Below are 15,159 nucleotides of genomic sequence, written 5' to 3' on the forward strand. Positions count from 1 at the left end.
TAAATTGCTATGGAAAAAAATATTGAAAAAATCGCAAACGCTATTACCTTAAAGCCAAATCAGGTTGCAACCGTTTTGGAGTTGACCAAAGAAGGCAACACAATTCCCTTTATCGCCCGCTACCGTAAGGAGATGACGGGAAGTCTTGATGAGGTTGAAATAAAAAAAATAATTGACACCCATGCCCAGCTAGAACGTCTCCTTGATCGTAAAAAAACTGTTCTTTCGATAATTGAAAAGCAGGGTAAGCTGACTGATGATTTACGCAAGAAAATTGAAGTCGCTGAAAAAATTCAAGAGGTTGAAGACCTTTATCTTCCCTATAAGGAAAAACGCCGGACCAAGGCAACCATTGCTCGGGAAAACGGTCTTTTTCCGCTGGCAAAACTTATCATGCAAAATGCTTCCAATATCGAAGAGCAGGCTGAAAGCTTTATAAATGATAAGGTAAAGACTGCAAAAGCTGCCCTTGATGGAGCTCTTGCCATCTTAAGTGAGGCCATTAGTGAGGATGTAAAATTACGCAAATGGACCCTATCTGAGATTCGTAACAACAGCCACTTGACCTCCAAGGTCAAGGATGAAAGTCTTGATGAGAAGAAAGTCTTTCTTATGTACTACGACTTTGATAATGCCCTAGCAAAACTGCCTAATTACCGGATTCTCGCCCTAAACCGCGGGGAAAAATTAGGTATTTTGACCCTTAAATTTGCCAACAATTTTGATAAGATTGAACGCTTCTTTGAAACACGTTTTAATGCACGTGGCAACAAGTATTTAGGTCTTGCCATTAAAGATAGCCTTAAAAAGAAAATTGTACCTGCCATGGAAAGGCAGGTACGTAGTGAAATGACTGAGGCTGCTGAGGATTCAGCCATCAGCCTCTTTTCTGAAAACCTGCGTAACCTTTTACTTGTAGCTCCTCTTAAGGGCAAAGTCGTCCTTGGATTTGACCCAGCCTTTAGAACTGGGGCAAAACTTGCCGTCGTTGATGCTACTGGAAAACTTCTTGAAACCAAGGTAATCTATCCGGTTAAGCCAGCCAAGGCTTCTGAAATTGAAGCAGCCAAAAAAGAACTGGCTAACCTTGTCAACAAGTACGAAGTTGAGATGATTGCTATCGGTAACGGGACGGCCTCACGTGAATCTGAAGCTTTTGTGGCTGAGGTCATCAAGAGTGAGAAGCTAAATAGCTACTATGTTATTGTAAATGAGTCAGGTGCCTCTATCTACTCAGCCAGTGAGCTCGCCCGCCGTGAGTTTCCAGACCTTACTGTTGAGAAGCGTTCTGCCATCTCAATTGCCCGTCGCCTGCAAGACCCTCTTGCTGAACTTGTTAAGATTGACCCCCAATCAATTGGAGTAGGCCAGTACCAGCATGATGTCAGTGATAAAAAATTATCTGAAAATCTTGATTTTGTAGTCGATACCGTGGTCAACCAAGTAGGAGTTAATATCAATACAGCAAGCTCAGCCTTACTTAGTCATGTTTCAGGGCTTAATAAGTCAATTGCTGAAAACATTGTCAAATACCGTGAGGAAAATGGAGCAATTACAAGTCGTAGTGAGATTAAGAAGGTACCAAGGCTTGGAGCCAAGGCCTTTGAGCAGGCAGCAGGCTTTTTAAGAATTCCTGATGCTAAAAATGTTCTTGATAACACGGGAGTCCATCCAGAGTCATATCCTGTAGTAAAGGACTTGCTTTCAGTCCTAGAAATTAAGGAGCTTGACGATGAGGCTAGGGTAAAACTTAGCCAGCTAAAAATCAAAGAGATGGCTGACAAGCTTCAGGTAGGTCAAGAAACTCTAAAGGATATCGTGGCTGATTTGATTAAGCCAGGTCGTGACCTTCGTGATAACTTTGACGCTCCAAGTCTTCGCCAGGATATTTTATCAATTGAAGACTTACAAGTGGGCCAAAAACTTGAGGGAGTGGTTCGTAATGTTGTTGACTTTGGTGCCTTTGTTGATATCGGGATCAAGGAAGATGGCCTAATCCACATTTCAAAAATTAGCAAAAATTATATTAAGCATCCTTCTGAAGCTGTAGCTGTAGGTGAGATTGTGACTGTTTGGGTTGACAAAATTGACCTTGATCGCCATAAATTAAACCTCAGTCTACTTGACCCTAGAGACTAATCTTAGGTAATTAGCCAAAATGAGTAAATTATCAGCTGAAAATTTTGATCTCAAGGCCTATGTTAAGAAGGTGTCCCTTGAAGATTTCGCAAGGGAGTTTATCCATGATGTTAGCTGGAATAATCGTTTGAAGACAACCGGTGGTCGCTTTTTTACCAGTGATTGCCATCTTGACTTTAGTCCATCCATCTATGAAGCCTTAGATCTTTCTACTTTTAGGAAGATTGTCCGCCATGAATTGGTCCACTATCACTTGTTTATAGCTGGTAGAGGATATAGGCATAGGGATTACGACTTTAAAAAATTACTAAAAGAAGTTGATGGATTGAGATTCACTCCAAGGATAGCTAAAGATAAGGATTATTATTTTTACTTGTGTAAGGACTGTCAAAAAAAATACAGGCGTCAAAGAAGGGTTAATACCAGTAAGTATGTCTGTGGACATTGCCTGGGAAAGTTGCAGGAGTTAAAGGAGGAAGTAAATGAGTAAGAAATCACCCTTGGAAAAATTAGGAGACCAGGCCATAAGAAAAGCCAGCAAAAAATCCCCCATTTTAGGCCTGATTTTGGCCCTGATGATTGCAGGTTTGCTTTTTTACCTGGACAAGTCAGAGCCTGGAAAGTCTCCCAATACTAGCCCTACAAGTTCCCAGATTCAAAGTTCAGTAAAGGAAAGCAGTCAAACTAGTGGAAGTAGCTCTTCTACTTCTGAAGTCATTTCAGAAAATTCTTCTGATTTTCTAAATTTGAGCTGGGACGGGACTGTTCAAAATATTGCAGTGGCCATAAATAATAATAAGTCAACCTTTACCAGCGAGGAAATGCAGGAAGATTCTGGTCAGGATTTTTGGGTTAAGTTTTCTAAACTTGATAATTTGACAAGAGCTGGTCAGGCCAATGCTCGTCTCAGTCGGGACAAGTACCTAGAGATTAAGGCCATCAAGCGTCCAGGAATTCCCCAAGGTAATGATCCAGCAGGCTGGAAGTACCAGGGGAAATCAAACAATAAGAAAATTGACTTTGCTGGTCAAAATCAAATGATCTATAATCGGAGCCATCTCATTGCCTGGATGCTCTGTGGGGATGCTGGAAGCCTTGATAATTTGGTGACAGGAACCCGTGCCTTTAATAGTCCAGGGATGAGTAATTATGAATCAAAGATTTCAAATTCCTTGTATTATCAAAATGTCCATATTAGATATCAGGTTACTCCCATCTATAAGGATAATGAACTTTTACCTAGAGGAGTTCATATGATGGCCAAAAGTATTGAAGATGACGGAAAATCATATGATCTAAATATCTATGTTTTCAATGTCCAACCAGGTGTCCAAATAAATTATTCAACTGGTCAAACCAACTTGTAAAACAAGCAAAAATTAAATTCAGTCTGCGGACTGATTTTTTTTAGTGAAAATCTGACATAATGGACACATAGCAGGAGGAAGCAAACATGCAAAAAAAAGAAAGAATTTTAGATTTAATGCGTCACGGAGTCATCTCTAATGAAGAGGCCATTGAACTACTTGAAAATATTGATAATAAGAAAAATGATACAAATATAGATACTGGTAAGGATCTTGATAGCTTTAGTGATATCTTTGCAGGTTTTGATCCAAAGAGCTTCTTTGATAGTGAAGAAGTAATCGAAGAATATCCAGAAAATCAGGAATCTGAGACAGACCAGAAGAAAGAAGATGGAAGTAAGAAAGGCAAGAGTCAAGACACTAAGCAAGATAAGTTTAATGCAAGTGACTTTTCAGATAGCATTGGTGAAGCCATGAGGAGCCTTTTAGGATGGGGCAGTGATGTTTTTGACAATGTAAAAACCAAGGTTGATGAAAATTTTGAGTGGGATTCTGGTAAGTTTAAGGTTAAGAGCAGTAAAAAACAGGATTCAAGGGTAATTGAGGGAGACATTCGTGCCCTCAATATCATCTCTCAGGCGGGAGATATCGAAATCATCAAGTCAGAAGATGACAGGGTCAAGGTTGATTTTGACTTTGAGGTCTATGGAAGTGATAATATTGACGATTTCCTTGAAAAAAATATTCTAATCAGTGATGCTGGCGGCATTTTGACTATCAACGTTGCAAGTAAGCGTGTGTCGGCTGATATGGTGGTGAGTCTTCCAGCTAAGAGGTATGATTCTTTAATTGTAAGACTGGCAAGTGGTGATGTAGCTGTCAGCTCAACTATCGCTGACTACATTCGAATTACTAGTGTTAGTGGTGATTTGGAGCTAAATGACTTGAGTTCAACGATTACAGAGCTTTCAACAAAAAATGGTGATTTGAAGGTTTCTGGTGGCTCTTATACCGACTTGAATGTGAAGACAATTAATGGTGATTTGAGGGTCAATTCTGACTTTGAGACTAGCGAGCTTTCATCAATCAATGGGGCCATCCGTCTTGCTCCAAGCCTTAAGGCTAAAAAGATAAATATTAAAAATATCAATGGTGACATCAAGATGTCCATCCCGTCTTCAGCAGGCTTTACAGGACTTGCTAAGACATCTTTTGGGAAGTACAAGACCCGTCTTGAGCTTGATAATCCGCTAGATATTGGTAAGAGTGGTGTTGCCCTAGTCAGAGCAGGCCATGATGTTATTACCTTTGAGATTGAGTCTAAAATGGGTAATATTTGGCTCAAAGATGCTGACTTAGATGAAAAAAAATGAGATAATAATCTCAGTAATGTAAGAAAAGAGGAAAATTATGCCAAAGAAAAGACTGACAAAATCTTCAACCGATAAGGTTTGGTCGGGTGTCTTAGGTGGGATATCAGAATATTTCGGACTTGATTCAACTTGGGTAAGGATTGCCTATGTTGCCTTGTCAGTGCTCTCTTCTGGCTTTCCGGGGATAACGCTTTATATTCTCCTTTCCATAATAATTCCCAAGGCTCCAGATACAAATTACAGGAAATTCCATGGTTTTGACCAAGGGAATTACTACTATAAGGGTGGGACAAAATCGACAGATGGGGCCCGCAAGAGAAAAGATGCTGAGGTCATCCATGATGAGGATGATGACTGGGCAGATTTTTAAAAGTAAAAAAACACTGGCTGAGGCTAGTGTTTTTTGCTTGAATTTAAAATCTTTGAGCATTAAAATCACAAAAAATTTTTAGCTGGGTTATAATGAAGACGGAGGGTAATATGAATAATAATGATTTTTTAGATATTTTAACTAACCGTCGTTCAATCAGAAAATATAAGGACGTGAAAATTGCACAAGATGATATCCTTGACATGCTTAATCTAGCAGTCAAGTCCCCTAGCAGTAGAAACATTCAGCCCTGGGAATTTGTAGTTGTTGAAAGCCCTGAGGCCAAGGATAAATTAAAGCAAATGGTTTATAGCAATACTGTGCAGGTTGAAACATCAAGTTTTGCCTTAATTATATTCTCACGTTTTCAACTTGAAAATAATGCCGAGAAGGTTATTCATGCGGAATACTTGAAGGGACATGTTTCTGAGGATAAGAAATCTGAGCGTGTGGACTACTTCCATAAGAATTACAAGATGTTGTCTGATGAGATAAAGCGTGAGCTTGCGACCTTTGATGCAGGAATTATTACAGCTAATTTTTTAAATGTTGCCCGCCACTATGGTTATGATACCAATGTTATCGGAGGCTTCGTAGCAAGCCAGGTTCATGATGAATTTTCACCAGCCAGTGACACAAGGCCAGCTATTATCATAACAGTCGGTATTGCCGATGAGGAAGGTAAGAAGACTGCAAGGATTGCAGCAGAAGAAATCACTAGATTTGTTTAAAAAAGAGGGTTTTCCCTCTTTTTTGCTTGCAGCTTATAAATTAAAGATAGGAGCTAGTGTGCTATAATAAAAGTTAATAGAAAAAGGAGAAGTCATATGAGTGTTACTGTGCAAAATTTGATTGATAAAATCATGCTTGATGTTGTTTACGCAAGTGAAGATGCCCTTAAAAGGGAAATTACAACTGATGATATTGAAAGACCAGGTCTTGAAATATCTGGCTACTTTGACTACTACACTCCCGAGCGAGTTCAGGTTATTGGACGCAAGGAGTGGAGCTACATGCAGGAGCACACTGGGGAGAACCTTTATGAACTTTTAAAGAAGATTTTTACTCCTGAGACACCTGCAGTAATTGTGGCCCGCGACCTTAAAATTCCTGAGGAGATGGTAAGGGTAGCAAAAGATCAAGATGTTGCTCTTTTACAATCAAAGGATGTAACGAGCCGTTTGTCAGCAGCCATTACTACCTATCTCTATGAAAAATTAGCTGAAAGATTTACTGTCCACGGGGTACTCATGGATATCTTTGGGACAGGAGTCTTGATTCAGGGGGCAAGTGGGATTGGTAAAAGTGAAACAGGACTTGAATTAGTCAAAAGAGGGCATTCTCTAATTGCAGATGACCGTGTTGATGTTTACCGTAAAAGTGAGTTTACCTTGATGGGAGAGCCTGCTGAAATTTTACGCCATCTGATTGAAATTCGCGGAGTTGGGATTATTGACATAATGACCCTCTTTGGGGCTGGGTCAGTTAGGGATTCAAGCGAGGTGAACCTAGCAGTAAATCTAGTTCCCTATGCTAATGACGACGAATATGACCGTTTGGGGAATGGGACAAGCATTTTAAAGCTTGCTGATGTTGAAATTCCACAAATCAGTATACCGGTTAAGACTGGCCGAAATATTTCAGTCATCATTGAGGCTGCGGTCATGAATTTCCATGCTAAAAATATGGGATATGACGCTACTAAAATGTTTGAGGACCGCCTGACCAACCTTATTGGAAAAAATAGTTAGGGAGGTTTTATGCTCTTATCAATTAATCCCATAGCCTTTAAACTAGGTCCTGTTCAGGTACACTGGTATGCTATATTCATAACCTTGGGGGCCGTTTTAGGGGTTCTTTTGGCCATGAAAGAAGCACCCAAGAAGAAGATTAAGGCAGATGATGTTTTAGACTTCATCCTTCTAGCCTTTCCCATCTCAATCATCGGGGCAAGAATCTACTATGTCGTTTTTGAATGGTCTTACTACAAGGACCATCTATCAGAGATTATTGCCATTTGGAATGGGGGGATTGCCATCTATGGTGGACTTTTAACAGGCCTTCTGGTCCTGATTGTTTACTGCTACTATAGGATGATAAATACCTTAGACTTTCTTGATGTGATAAGTCCCAGCCTTTTTATTGCTCAAGTTATTGGTCGCTGGGGGAATTTCATTAATCAAGAGGCTTACGGGCGTGCTGTATCAAATCTTAATTATCTACCAAAATTTATTAGGGAGCAGATGTTTATTGATGGTTCCTACCGAATACCGACCTTTCTTTATGAAAGCCTTTGGAATCTGCTTGGTTTTATCATAATCATTGGTCTAAGGGCTAGAAAAAACTTCCTAAGGCGGGGTCAAATATTTGCCTTTTATCTAAGTTGGTATGGTTTTGGTCGCTTCTTTATCGAAGGCATGAGAACGGACAGTCTGATGCTTGGAGGTCTTAGGGTATCCCAGCTGGTTTCTATTCTTATTTTCTTGACTGGACTTTTAATTATGATCTACCAGGCAAAAAAGAAAAGTAAATATTATCAAGGATAGTTTAAATTTGCTATAATGAAAAAAGTAGATTTAGCCCTTTGGGCTTAGATGGGAGGCTTGTGTGGAAAATATTGCCTTATGGATTATTGTTGGTGCCGTTCTTGTTTTGGTAGCTTTTGTCGCCGCTTTAATCGTCTACCTAATCGGATTTATTAAAAAAATATCGAAAATGGCAGATGAGGTTACAGGAGCAGTCAATTTACTTGCAAGTGACGCAGATATCTTGATGGGACAAACGGATCAACTTTTGGCAAAAACTAACCTTCTCATGGACAATGTTAATGAGAAGATGGATACTGTAGATCCTTTATTTCATACTGTGGCAGACTTGTCAGTTAGCGTTTCAGACATCAATGAAAAGGGACAAGATTTTGTATCTCGCTTCAATTCAAATGCGGCAAGCATTGGGAAGGCTGGGACCATTGTTACAGTTGGTCGGGCTGCAAGCAAGATTTTAAAGGGTCGAAAGAAAGTTTCTAAAAGAAAAAAGGAGGAAAAGTAGATGGCTAAGAAATCAGGATTTTTAACAGGTGCTTTATTTGGAGCTGCTCTTGGAGCAGTTGGAGCCTACCTTACTGCCAGCAAGAAGGGTGAAGAATTAAGGGAAGACTTGCGTGAAGAGTTCAACGAGTACAAGGAAGACCCACAAGGAAAGCTTAATGAATTAAAGGATGTAGTTATTGACAAGGCTTATGTGGCCCGTGACTTTGCTGAGGATAAGTACATTGAGCTTCGTGAGGCCATTGACAATGGTGATATTTCAGTTGATTCAGCTGTCCAATTTTTGAATGAGAAAAAAGCTGAAGCCATTGAAGAATTTAGAAAAATTAAGGCGGATGTTGAATCTTCTGATGAAGAAATCGTTGAAGACCTCAAGGAGGAAGGCCTTGATTTTGAATTAGAGCTTGAAAAATTTGTTGATGACAAAAAAGAAGAAGGTCAGGAACTTAAGGATCGACTAGAAGAGAAGGTTCTTGAAACTGAGGATCGCATTAAGGAAAAAGCTTCTGAGCTCAAAGAAGAAGGCAAAGAAAAATTCACTCGTTTTAGAAGTGAAAAATAGATGATTTAAAATAAGTAATATAAGAAGGGCTCCAGATTTAATCTGGGGTTCTTTTTTTGGGGAAAATAAAAAGAACCCAGCCTCAAGATTCAGAGGACAAGTCCTTTAATGAGCCTTTAGGGTATTATCCTAAAGTTTAGCGGGAAATACGTTTGCGGGCTGCTTTTTTGCGATTTTCATTGATGAACTCTTCTTTTTCAAGCTCTGGATCAATGAATTTCTTTTTGGCAGCGAGAGCCCCAGCTACTGAAACTGCTACAGTTGAGGTTACACCTGCAAGAACACCCTTGACAAATTTATTCATTTTGAATACCTCCGATATGTGTTATAGTTATATTATCTTAAAAAAATGGAAAAATATCAAATGAAAAACAAATTATTAGTCATTGCAGGTCCTACTGCCGTCGGAAAAACAGCCCTTGGAATAAAATTAGCCCAGATTTTTAATGGGGAAATTATCAATGGGGATTCCCAGCAGGTCTATCAGGGCCTTGATATTGGTACAGCTAAGGCAAGTCGTGAAGAGCAGGAGATGGTTCCTCATCATTTGATTGATGTAAAAAGGATTGACGAGGACTTTTCAGCCCATGATTTTACCAGCCAGGCACGAAAGCTGATTGATGACATAAGTTCCAGGGGAAAAGTTCCAATTATTGTTGGGGGGACTGGTCTTTATTTACAGGCCCTTTTGGAAGGTTATCATTTGGGCGGATCTGATAATCATGATATGATGAGGGCAAGGCGTGAGGAACTTGAACTTATGGATGACCAAGGTCTTGAGGAAATTTTTAAAAAGGTAGGTCTTAGTCTTCCTGAGCCCAATAGGAGAAGGATTATTAGGGAGATTGAAAAGTATGAGCTGGCTACTAACCTTGAAAATAATCCCCTCCCCTATGATAGTTTGATCATAGGCTTGAATATGGAGCGACCCCTGCTTTATGACCGCATTAACCAGCGGGTTGACTTAATGGTTGATGCTGGGATTTTAGATGAAGCAGGTCTCCTTTTTAAGCAATTTCCCCAAGTTCAAGCAACAAGAGCCATTGGCTATAAGGAATTCTTCCCTTATTTTAGGGGGGAGGTTGACCTTACAAGTGCCGTTGAAACAGTGAAGAAAAATACCAGACATTATGCCAAAAGACAGCTGACCTGGTTTAAAAATCGCATGAAGGTTGATTTTTATGACGTACTGTCAGAGGATTATCCCTCTGCTGTTTTAAGGGATGTCGAGGTATTCTTACATGAGGAGGATAATCATGATTGAAACTGAAGAAAGAAAAGAACGAGTTGCCATTGTGGGAGTTGAAACTGAGGAGAACTACAAGACTTTTTCAGTATCCATGGAAGAGCTTGCAAGTTTAGTTACAACAGCAGGTGGCGAGGTTATTAGTGAGTTTATCCAAAAGCGTGACCGAGTTGATGGAAAATATCTGGTTGGAAAAGGCAAGCTTGAAGAAATCAAGGAGGGCATTGAGGCAGATGAGATTGATACGGTTATCTTTAATGACCGCTTAAGCCCAAGGCAAAATATGAACCTTGAAGAACTTTTAGAGGTCAAGGTTATTGATAGGATGCAGCTGATCTTGGATATCTTTGCCTCTCGTGCAAAAAGTTATGAGGGCATGTTGCAGGTTGAGCTGGCCCAGTTAAAATATATGCTTCCAAGGCTTGTTGGAAAGGGAATTGCCCTTAGCCGTCAAGCAGGTGGTATTGGTAGTAAGGGTCCTGGGGAAAGCCAGCTTGAGATGGACCGCCGTTATATTAGGACTAGAATTGAAAATATTGAAAAATCCTTGAAAAAGGCTGAGAAAACTCGTCTCAACATGCGTCAAAAACGCCAAAAATCAGGAATTTTTAGGATTGGGTTAATTGGCTACACCAATGCTGGTAAGTCAACCATCTTTAATGTTTTGACTGATAAAATTCAATATGAGAAAGATGAGCTTTTTGCAACCCTTGACGCCACAACGAAAGATTTCAGCTTAAAGGATGATTTTATTGCTACCTTGACTGATACTGTTGGATTTATCCAAGATCTTCCAACGGAGCTTGTTAATGCCTTCAAGTCAACCCTTGAGGAAAGTTCTGATGTGGATCTTCTAATTCATGTTATTGATGCAAGTAATCCTGATCATCAGATTCATGAAGATACCGTTAAAAAAATAATGGCTGACTTGAAAATTTCTGACATTCCAGTCTTAAATGTCTACAATAAGGCTGATTTAATTAAGGGTGATTTTACTCCTGATGCCTATCCAAATATTTTAATTTCAGCTAAAAACAAGGATGACGTAAAAAAACTTAAGGATAAGATTGTTGAGAGAATCGAAGAAATCTTTGAAAAATTTGCCATTAAGGTACCTTATGCGGATGCTTATAAGCTAGCAGATCTTGGGAAAGTCGCCTTGATTGACGACATGAAGGAGCTAGAAGATAGCTATGAAATCCGCGGATCAATTGCTAAAAATCAGGAATGGAGAATACAAAACTATGAGTTTATTTAAGTGGGTCGACCTTGCTCTTAAGTATGGCGGCTACATGGAAATGGACAAACCCCTCCTGGCTAATAGGCTAAATTTATTAGCCAGTGACCAGGAAAAATTGGCTCTTGTGACACCGCCAGCTAGTGTTGTCAACGCTTATTTTTCAGAGCTTTACCAGAAAAAAAGTCCCCAGGATGCCTTGGATTATTTCTTGGATCTAAGTAGGGCCTTAAATAACTTTAATGCGGAGCCTGATTTTAGGCAGGAGGGTGATGAAAATTACCCTTCTTACCGTTTTATCAGGCTTAATCTGCAAAAGCTGTCATATGGCTTTGTTTTCACAAATGACAGAGGAGATGCCCTGGTCTTTCCAGAAGATAGGACTAAAAAGCCTGAGGATGCTATTTTCTTACAGCTAGCAAATCTTTTTCCAGGCTACGGAGTTTTCTGGAAACCCGAAGAGAGTGCGATTAAAGTTCAACCCATGGATGAATTTTCTGAAGAAGTTATTAATGAAAAAATTTTAAATGACTTTCCTAATTCTAAGATTTTTTACCACAAATCTTATGTGCTAGTAGAATCAATGAAATTTGACGAATTAACTGGTCTAAGCCAGCTTCTTGGTGCAGGGTGTGACAAAATTTTACTACTGGATAGGGATACAAATGGAGATGATAAACTTAAGGTTTTTTTAAAGCCTTAGATAAATAAAGGAGGTTATATGATTTTTTTACTAGTTGTACTTGGATTTCTAGCAGTTCTTTTTCTAGCTGCAGCAGGTAGTTTATTTTATGTTGTTAAACAAGAGACAGTTGCCATTATTGAACGCTTTGGTAAATTTCAAAAGGTGTCAGCTTCAGGGATTCATGTAAGGCTTCCCTTTGGGATTGACCGAATTGCTGCAAGGATTCAGCTTCGCTTAATTCAAAGTGATATGACAGTTGAGACAAAAACACGTGATAATGTCTTTGTACAGATGAATGTGGCTACCCAGTATAGGGTGAGTGAGCAAAATATCACTGATGCCTACTACAAGCTTATGAACCCAGTTGAGCAGATTAGGTCATATATTGAAGATGCCCTAAGGTCTAGTGTGCCAAGGCTTACTCTTGATGAGCTCTTTGAGAAAAAAGATGAGATTGCCCTTGAGGTTCAACACCAGGTGACTGAGGAGATGGCAACTTATGGGTATGTTATCGTTAAAACCTTGATTACTAAGGTTGAGCCTGATGCAGAGGTTAAGCAGGCCATGAATGAAATCAATGCTGCTCAAAGGAAGCGAGTGGCGGCCCAAGAGTTAGCTCATGCTGATAAAATCAAGGTGGTTACAGCAGCTGAAGCTGAGGCTGAAAAAGATAGACTTCACGGGGTCGGGATTGCTGAGCAAAGACGTGCTATTGTTGACGGTCTTGCAGCATCTATTCTTGAGATGAAGGAAGCAAATGTGAATATTAATGAAGAGCAGATTATGTCAATTTTACTGACCAACCAATATTTAGATACTCTTAATCAGTTTGCAGAAAAAGGAAATTCAACAGTCTTTTTACCAGCAAGTCCAGAGGGAGTAGAAGATATCAGAACTCAGATAATGACCGCTCTTAGTGCTCAAAAGTAATCAAGTAGGCTGGGAAAGAAGATGGGTGATCTATCTTCTTTTTTTATTGTTGAGGGTGCTTGGGCAAGGGGGCAGTCGCAGAATTTTATTTGTTATGTTATAATGCAAGAAGCTTATATCCAACTAAGGATACCTATAGAATAAATAAATTTTTTGAGGAGTCTAATGAAGAAGGTCATTTTAATAATTCCAGCCTACAATGAAGAAAAGAGTATTGTAAATACTGTAAAGATGGTTGAAGATTTTAAAAAAGAAAGGGCTAAAGATCTTAGTTTTATTCTTGACTATGTTGTTATAAATGATGGTTCAAAAGATAATACCAAGCAGGTTTTAGAAGAGCACAAGCTAAACCACGTCAATCTAATTCAGAATCTAGGAATCGGTGGTGCTGTTCAGACGGGTTATCTTTATGCCTTTAGAAATGATTATGATGTGGCTGTGCAGTTTGACGGGGACGGTCAACATGATATTGCAAGCATTGAAGATATCGTTGCCCCTATCTTAAATAATCAGGCTGATTTCGTCATTGGCTCTCGTTTTGTCCAGGAAGATCAAGATAACTTTAAGTCGACAGCCGCTAGGAGGATGGGGATTAATCTGATATCACAGGCCATTAAGCTTGTAACCGGGAAAAGAATATATGACACAACCAGTGGTTACCGGGCAGCAAATCGGGAATTGATTAAGTATTTTTCAGAAAATTATCCCGTTGCTTATCCGGAGCCTGAAACCATTGTGCGAGTTATCAAACATGGCAATCGTATCCTAGAGGTAGCGGCTCATATGTTTGAAAGAACTGAAGGTGAGTCAAGTATCAGTGCCTTAAAATCGGTTACCTATATGATGGATGTTTTAACCTCTATTTTTATCGCAGGACTTATGAAGGAGGTTGACTGATGTCTACATTGTTGAGAGTTGAGATGCTGGCCTTAGCCTTGGGGCTATTTGTATATATAGTTCGAATGATTAACAGGAGCTCCTTTTCACTAAGAAGGTCTGCTCCCTGGATGATTGTTGGTATTGGAATCTTATTTTTAGCTGCCTTTCCAGGCATAATTGAAAAATTAGCTCATGAATTAGGCTTTGGACTAACCATCAATTTTATCCTTTTTGTTGGCCTTGTTTTTGTCTTTGTGCTTGAACTCATGAAAACAAGTAGTGATACCAAAAAGGACAATCAAATTAAAGTTTTGATTCAGGAAGTTTCATTGCTGAAAAAAGAGGTGGAAGATAAAAATTCTAACCATGATTCTAGTGCTAAATAAATTTATTATCAAAATTTAAAGATAAATCAAACAAGCTTTAGTGAAAATAAAGTAAAGATTTTAACGAGATTCGCTGAAAAAAGATAATTATGATATAATCTAAGAGTATAATTTTTGAAAAAGAGGTAAATATGAAAGGTATTATCCTAGCCGGAGGTTCTGGCACACGTCTATATCCCCTAACTCGTGCAACAAGCAAGCAACTTATGCCGATTTATGATAAACCAATGATCTACTATCCACTATCAACTTTAATGTTGGCTGGAATTAAGGACATTCTTATCATCTCTACCCCTCAAGACCTTCCGCGTTTTGAAGAGTTACTGGGAGATGGAAGCGAGTTTGGAATCAATCTAAGCTATGCTGAACAGCCAAGTCCTGATGGACTAGCCCAAGCCTTCATTATTGGTGAGGACTTTATTGGAGACGATTCAGTAGCATTGATTCTTGGGGATAATATCTACCATGGACCAGGCCTTTCTAAGATGCTTCAAAAGGCTGCCTCAAAAGAAAGTGGAGCAACTGTTTTTGGTTACCAGGTAAAAGATCCAGAACGTTTTGGTGTGGTTGATTTTGATGAAAATATGAAGGCTATCTCTGTTGAAGAAAAACCTGAACATCCAAAGTCAAATTACGCTATTACTGGCCTTTACTTCTATGATAATGATGTCGTAGAGATTGCTAAAAATATCAAACCAAGTGCACGTGGTGAGCTTGAAATTACTGACGTAAATGCGGCTTACTTAGAACGTGGAACACTTGACGTTGAGCTTATGGGGCGTGGTTTTGCCTGGCTTGATACAGGTACACATGAAAGCCTACTTGAAGCAGCTCAATACATTGAGACTGTTCAACGTATGCAAAACCTTCAGGTGGCAAACCTTGAAGAAATTGCCTACCGCATGGGTTACATTACACGCGAACAAGTAGGTGAACTCGCTCAATCACTTAAGAAAAATGAGTATGGTCAATACCTACTACGTTTAATCGAGGAATAA

At 39.3% G+C, this 15,159-nt stretch carries 18 protein-coding genes; 17 read left to right on the plus strand and 1 reads right to left on the minus strand.

Features of this window, described 5'->3' with window-relative positions:
* Positions 1 to 9 precede the first annotated feature (9 nt).
* The 10 genes from OZX68_01200 (at position 10) to OZX68_01245 (ending at position 8,798) form a co-directional block, all read left to right on the plus strand.
* On the plus strand, positions 10 to 2,139 hold the full coding sequence (locus OZX68_01200; protein WEV60891.1) for a Tex family protein: 2,130 nt from the start codon (positions 10 to 12) through the stop codon (positions 2,137 to 2,139).
* A gap of 19 nt (positions 2,140 to 2,158) precedes the next feature.
* Positions 2,159 to 2,629 carry a SprT family protein gene (locus tag OZX68_01205; protein ID WEV60892.1) on the plus strand — a complete coding sequence of 157 codons (471 nt, stop codon included), beginning with the start codon at positions 2,159 to 2,161 and terminating at the stop codon, positions 2,627 to 2,629.
* Positions 2,622 to 3,506, plus strand: coding sequence for a DNA/RNA non-specific endonuclease (locus OZX68_01210; GenBank protein WEV60893.1), 885 nt, complete (start codon positions 2,622 to 2,624; stop codon positions 3,504 to 3,506). The genes OZX68_01205 and OZX68_01210 overlap by 8 nt, the downstream gene beginning before the upstream one ends.
* Before the next feature lie 86 nt (positions 3,507 to 3,592).
* Complete coding sequence (locus OZX68_01215; protein ID WEV60894.1) at positions 3,593 to 4,819, plus strand: DUF4097 family beta strand repeat-containing protein; 1,227 nt, start codon at positions 3,593 to 3,595, stop codon at positions 4,817 to 4,819.
* Between the two features lie 37 nt (positions 4,820 to 4,856).
* Positions 4,857 to 5,189, plus strand: coding sequence for a PspC domain-containing protein (locus OZX68_01220; GenBank protein ID WEV60895.1), 333 nt, complete (start codon positions 4,857 to 4,859; stop codon positions 5,187 to 5,189).
* 110 nt (positions 5,190 to 5,299) lie between these two features.
* On the plus strand, positions 5,300 to 5,920 hold the full coding sequence (locus tag OZX68_01225; protein WEV60896.1) for a nitroreductase family protein: 621 nt from the start codon (positions 5,300 to 5,302) through the stop codon (positions 5,918 to 5,920).
* A 96-nt stretch (positions 5,921 to 6,016) separates the two neighbouring features.
* Entirely contained in the window at positions 6,017 to 6,940 is a 924-nt protein-coding gene (gene hprK / locus OZX68_01230; protein WEV60897.1) for an HPr(Ser) kinase/phosphatase, read from the plus strand.
* A 9-nt stretch (positions 6,941 to 6,949) separates the two neighbouring features.
* A complete protein-coding gene (gene lgt / locus OZX68_01235; protein WEV60898.1) occupies positions 6,950 to 7,735 on the plus strand; it encodes a prolipoprotein diacylglyceryl transferase in 786 nt (261 codons plus the stop codon).
* A gap of 61 nt (positions 7,736 to 7,796) precedes the next feature.
* On the plus strand, positions 7,797 to 8,237 hold the full coding sequence (locus tag OZX68_01240) for a DUF948 domain-containing protein (GenBank protein WEV60899.1): 441 nt from the start codon (positions 7,797 to 7,799) through the stop codon (positions 8,235 to 8,237).
* Complete coding sequence (locus OZX68_01245) at positions 8,238 to 8,798, plus strand: YtxH domain-containing protein (GenBank protein WEV60900.1); 561 nt, start codon at positions 8,238 to 8,240, stop codon at positions 8,796 to 8,798.
* 136 nt (positions 8,799 to 8,934) lie between these two features.
* Here the strand turns inward: OZX68_01245 and OZX68_01250 are convergent, their stop codons facing one another.
* Entirely contained in the window at positions 8,935 to 9,102 is a 168-nt protein-coding gene (locus OZX68_01250) for a DUF3042 family protein (protein ID WEV60901.1), read from the minus strand.
* Positions 9,103 to 9,162: 60 nt separating this feature from the next.
* Between OZX68_01250 and miaA the strand changes: the two genes are divergently transcribed.
* From miaA to rfbA, 7 genes are all read left to right on the plus strand, one after another.
* Complete coding sequence (gene miaA / locus OZX68_01255) at positions 9,163 to 10,062, plus strand: tRNA (adenosine(37)-N6)-dimethylallyltransferase MiaA (protein WEV60902.1); 900 nt, start codon at positions 9,163 to 9,165, stop codon at positions 10,060 to 10,062.
* A complete protein-coding gene (hflX, locus tag OZX68_01260; GenBank protein ID WEV60903.1) occupies positions 10,055 to 11,302 on the plus strand; it encodes a GTPase HflX in 1,248 nt (415 codons plus the stop codon). The genes miaA and hflX overlap by 8 nt, the downstream gene beginning before the upstream one ends.
* Complete coding sequence (locus tag OZX68_01265) at positions 11,289 to 11,984, plus strand: hypothetical protein (GenBank protein WEV60904.1); 696 nt, start codon at positions 11,289 to 11,291, stop codon at positions 11,982 to 11,984. Before hflX ends, OZX68_01265 begins: the two co-directional genes overlap by 14 nt.
* 18 nt (positions 11,985 to 12,002) lie before the next feature.
* Positions 12,003 to 12,896 carry an SPFH domain-containing protein gene (locus tag OZX68_01270; protein ID WEV60905.1) on the plus strand — a complete coding sequence of 298 codons (894 nt, stop codon included), beginning with the start codon at positions 12,003 to 12,005 and terminating at the stop codon, positions 12,894 to 12,896.
* Positions 12,897 to 13,061: 165 nt separating this feature from the next.
* Positions 13,062 to 13,793 carry a glycosyltransferase family 2 protein gene (locus OZX68_01275; protein ID WEV60906.1) on the plus strand — a complete coding sequence of 244 codons (732 nt, stop codon included), beginning with the start codon at positions 13,062 to 13,064 and terminating at the stop codon, positions 13,791 to 13,793.
* Positions 13,793 to 14,161: a DUF2304 domain-containing protein gene (locus OZX68_01280; protein ID WEV60907.1), complete on the plus strand. Its 369-nt coding sequence runs from the start codon at positions 13,793 to 13,795 to the stop codon at positions 14,159 to 14,161. The genes OZX68_01275 and OZX68_01280 overlap by 1 nt, the downstream gene beginning before the upstream one ends.
* A 131-nt stretch (positions 14,162 to 14,292) precedes the next feature.
* Positions 14,293 to 15,159: a glucose-1-phosphate thymidylyltransferase RfbA gene (gene rfbA, locus OZX68_01285; protein ID WEV60908.1), complete on the plus strand. Its 867-nt coding sequence runs from the start codon at positions 14,293 to 14,295 to the stop codon at positions 15,157 to 15,159.

The sequence above is a fragment of the Streptococcaceae bacterium ESL0729 genome, from assembly GCA_029391995.1.
GTDB lineage: Bacteria > Bacillota > Bacilli > Lactobacillales > Streptococcaceae > Floricoccus.

What these genes read in the sequence shown, in the direction of transcription:
- OZX68_01200 (WEV60891.1), top strand. Translation starts at nt 10, where the DNA reads ATGGAAAAAAATATTGAAAAAATCGCAAACGCTATTACCTTAAAGCCA.
- OZX68_01205 (WEV60892.1), top strand. Translation starts at nt 2,159, where the DNA reads ATGAGTAAATTATCAGCTGAAAATTTTGATCTCAAGGCCTATGTTAAG.
- OZX68_01210 (WEV60893.1), top strand. Translation starts at nt 2,622, where the DNA reads ATGAGTAAGAAATCACCCTTGGAAAAATTAGGAGACCAGGCCATAAGA.
- OZX68_01215 (WEV60894.1), top strand. Translation starts at nt 3,593, where the DNA reads ATGCAAAAAAAAGAAAGAATTTTAGATTTAATGCGTCACGGAGTCATC.
- OZX68_01220 (WEV60895.1), top strand. Translation starts at nt 4,857, where the DNA reads ATGCCAAAGAAAAGACTGACAAAATCTTCAACCGATAAGGTTTGGTCG.
- OZX68_01225 (WEV60896.1), top strand. Translation starts at nt 5,300, where the DNA reads ATGAATAATAATGATTTTTTAGATATTTTAACTAACCGTCGTTCAATC.
- hprK (WEV60897.1), top strand. Translation starts at nt 6,017, where the DNA reads ATGAGTGTTACTGTGCAAAATTTGATTGATAAAATCATGCTTGATGTT.
- lgt (WEV60898.1), top strand. Translation starts at nt 6,950, where the DNA reads ATGCTCTTATCAATTAATCCCATAGCCTTTAAACTAGGTCCTGTTCAG.
- OZX68_01245 (WEV60900.1), top strand. Translation starts at nt 8,238, where the DNA reads ATGGCTAAGAAATCAGGATTTTTAACAGGTGCTTTATTTGGAGCTGCT.
- OZX68_01250 (WEV60901.1), bottom strand. Translation starts at nt 9,102, where the DNA reads ATGAATAAATTTGTCAAGGGTGTTCTTGCAGGTGTAACCTCAACTGTA.
- miaA (WEV60902.1), top strand. Translation starts at nt 9,163, where the DNA reads ATGAAAAACAAATTATTAGTCATTGCAGGTCCTACTGCCGTCGGAAAA.
- hflX (WEV60903.1), top strand. Translation starts at nt 10,055, where the DNA reads ATGATTGAAACTGAAGAAAGAAAAGAACGAGTTGCCATTGTGGGAGTT.
- OZX68_01265 (WEV60904.1), top strand. Translation starts at nt 11,289, where the DNA reads ATGAGTTTATTTAAGTGGGTCGACCTTGCTCTTAAGTATGGCGGCTAC.
- OZX68_01270 (WEV60905.1), top strand. Translation starts at nt 12,003, where the DNA reads ATGATTTTTTTACTAGTTGTACTTGGATTTCTAGCAGTTCTTTTTCTA.
- OZX68_01275 (WEV60906.1), top strand. Translation starts at nt 13,062, where the DNA reads ATGAAGAAGGTCATTTTAATAATTCCAGCCTACAATGAAGAAAAGAGT.
- OZX68_01280 (WEV60907.1), top strand. Translation starts at nt 13,793, where the DNA reads ATGTCTACATTGTTGAGAGTTGAGATGCTGGCCTTAGCCTTGGGGCTA.
- rfbA (WEV60908.1), top strand. Translation starts at nt 14,293, where the DNA reads ATGAAAGGTATTATCCTAGCCGGAGGTTCTGGCACACGTCTATATCCC.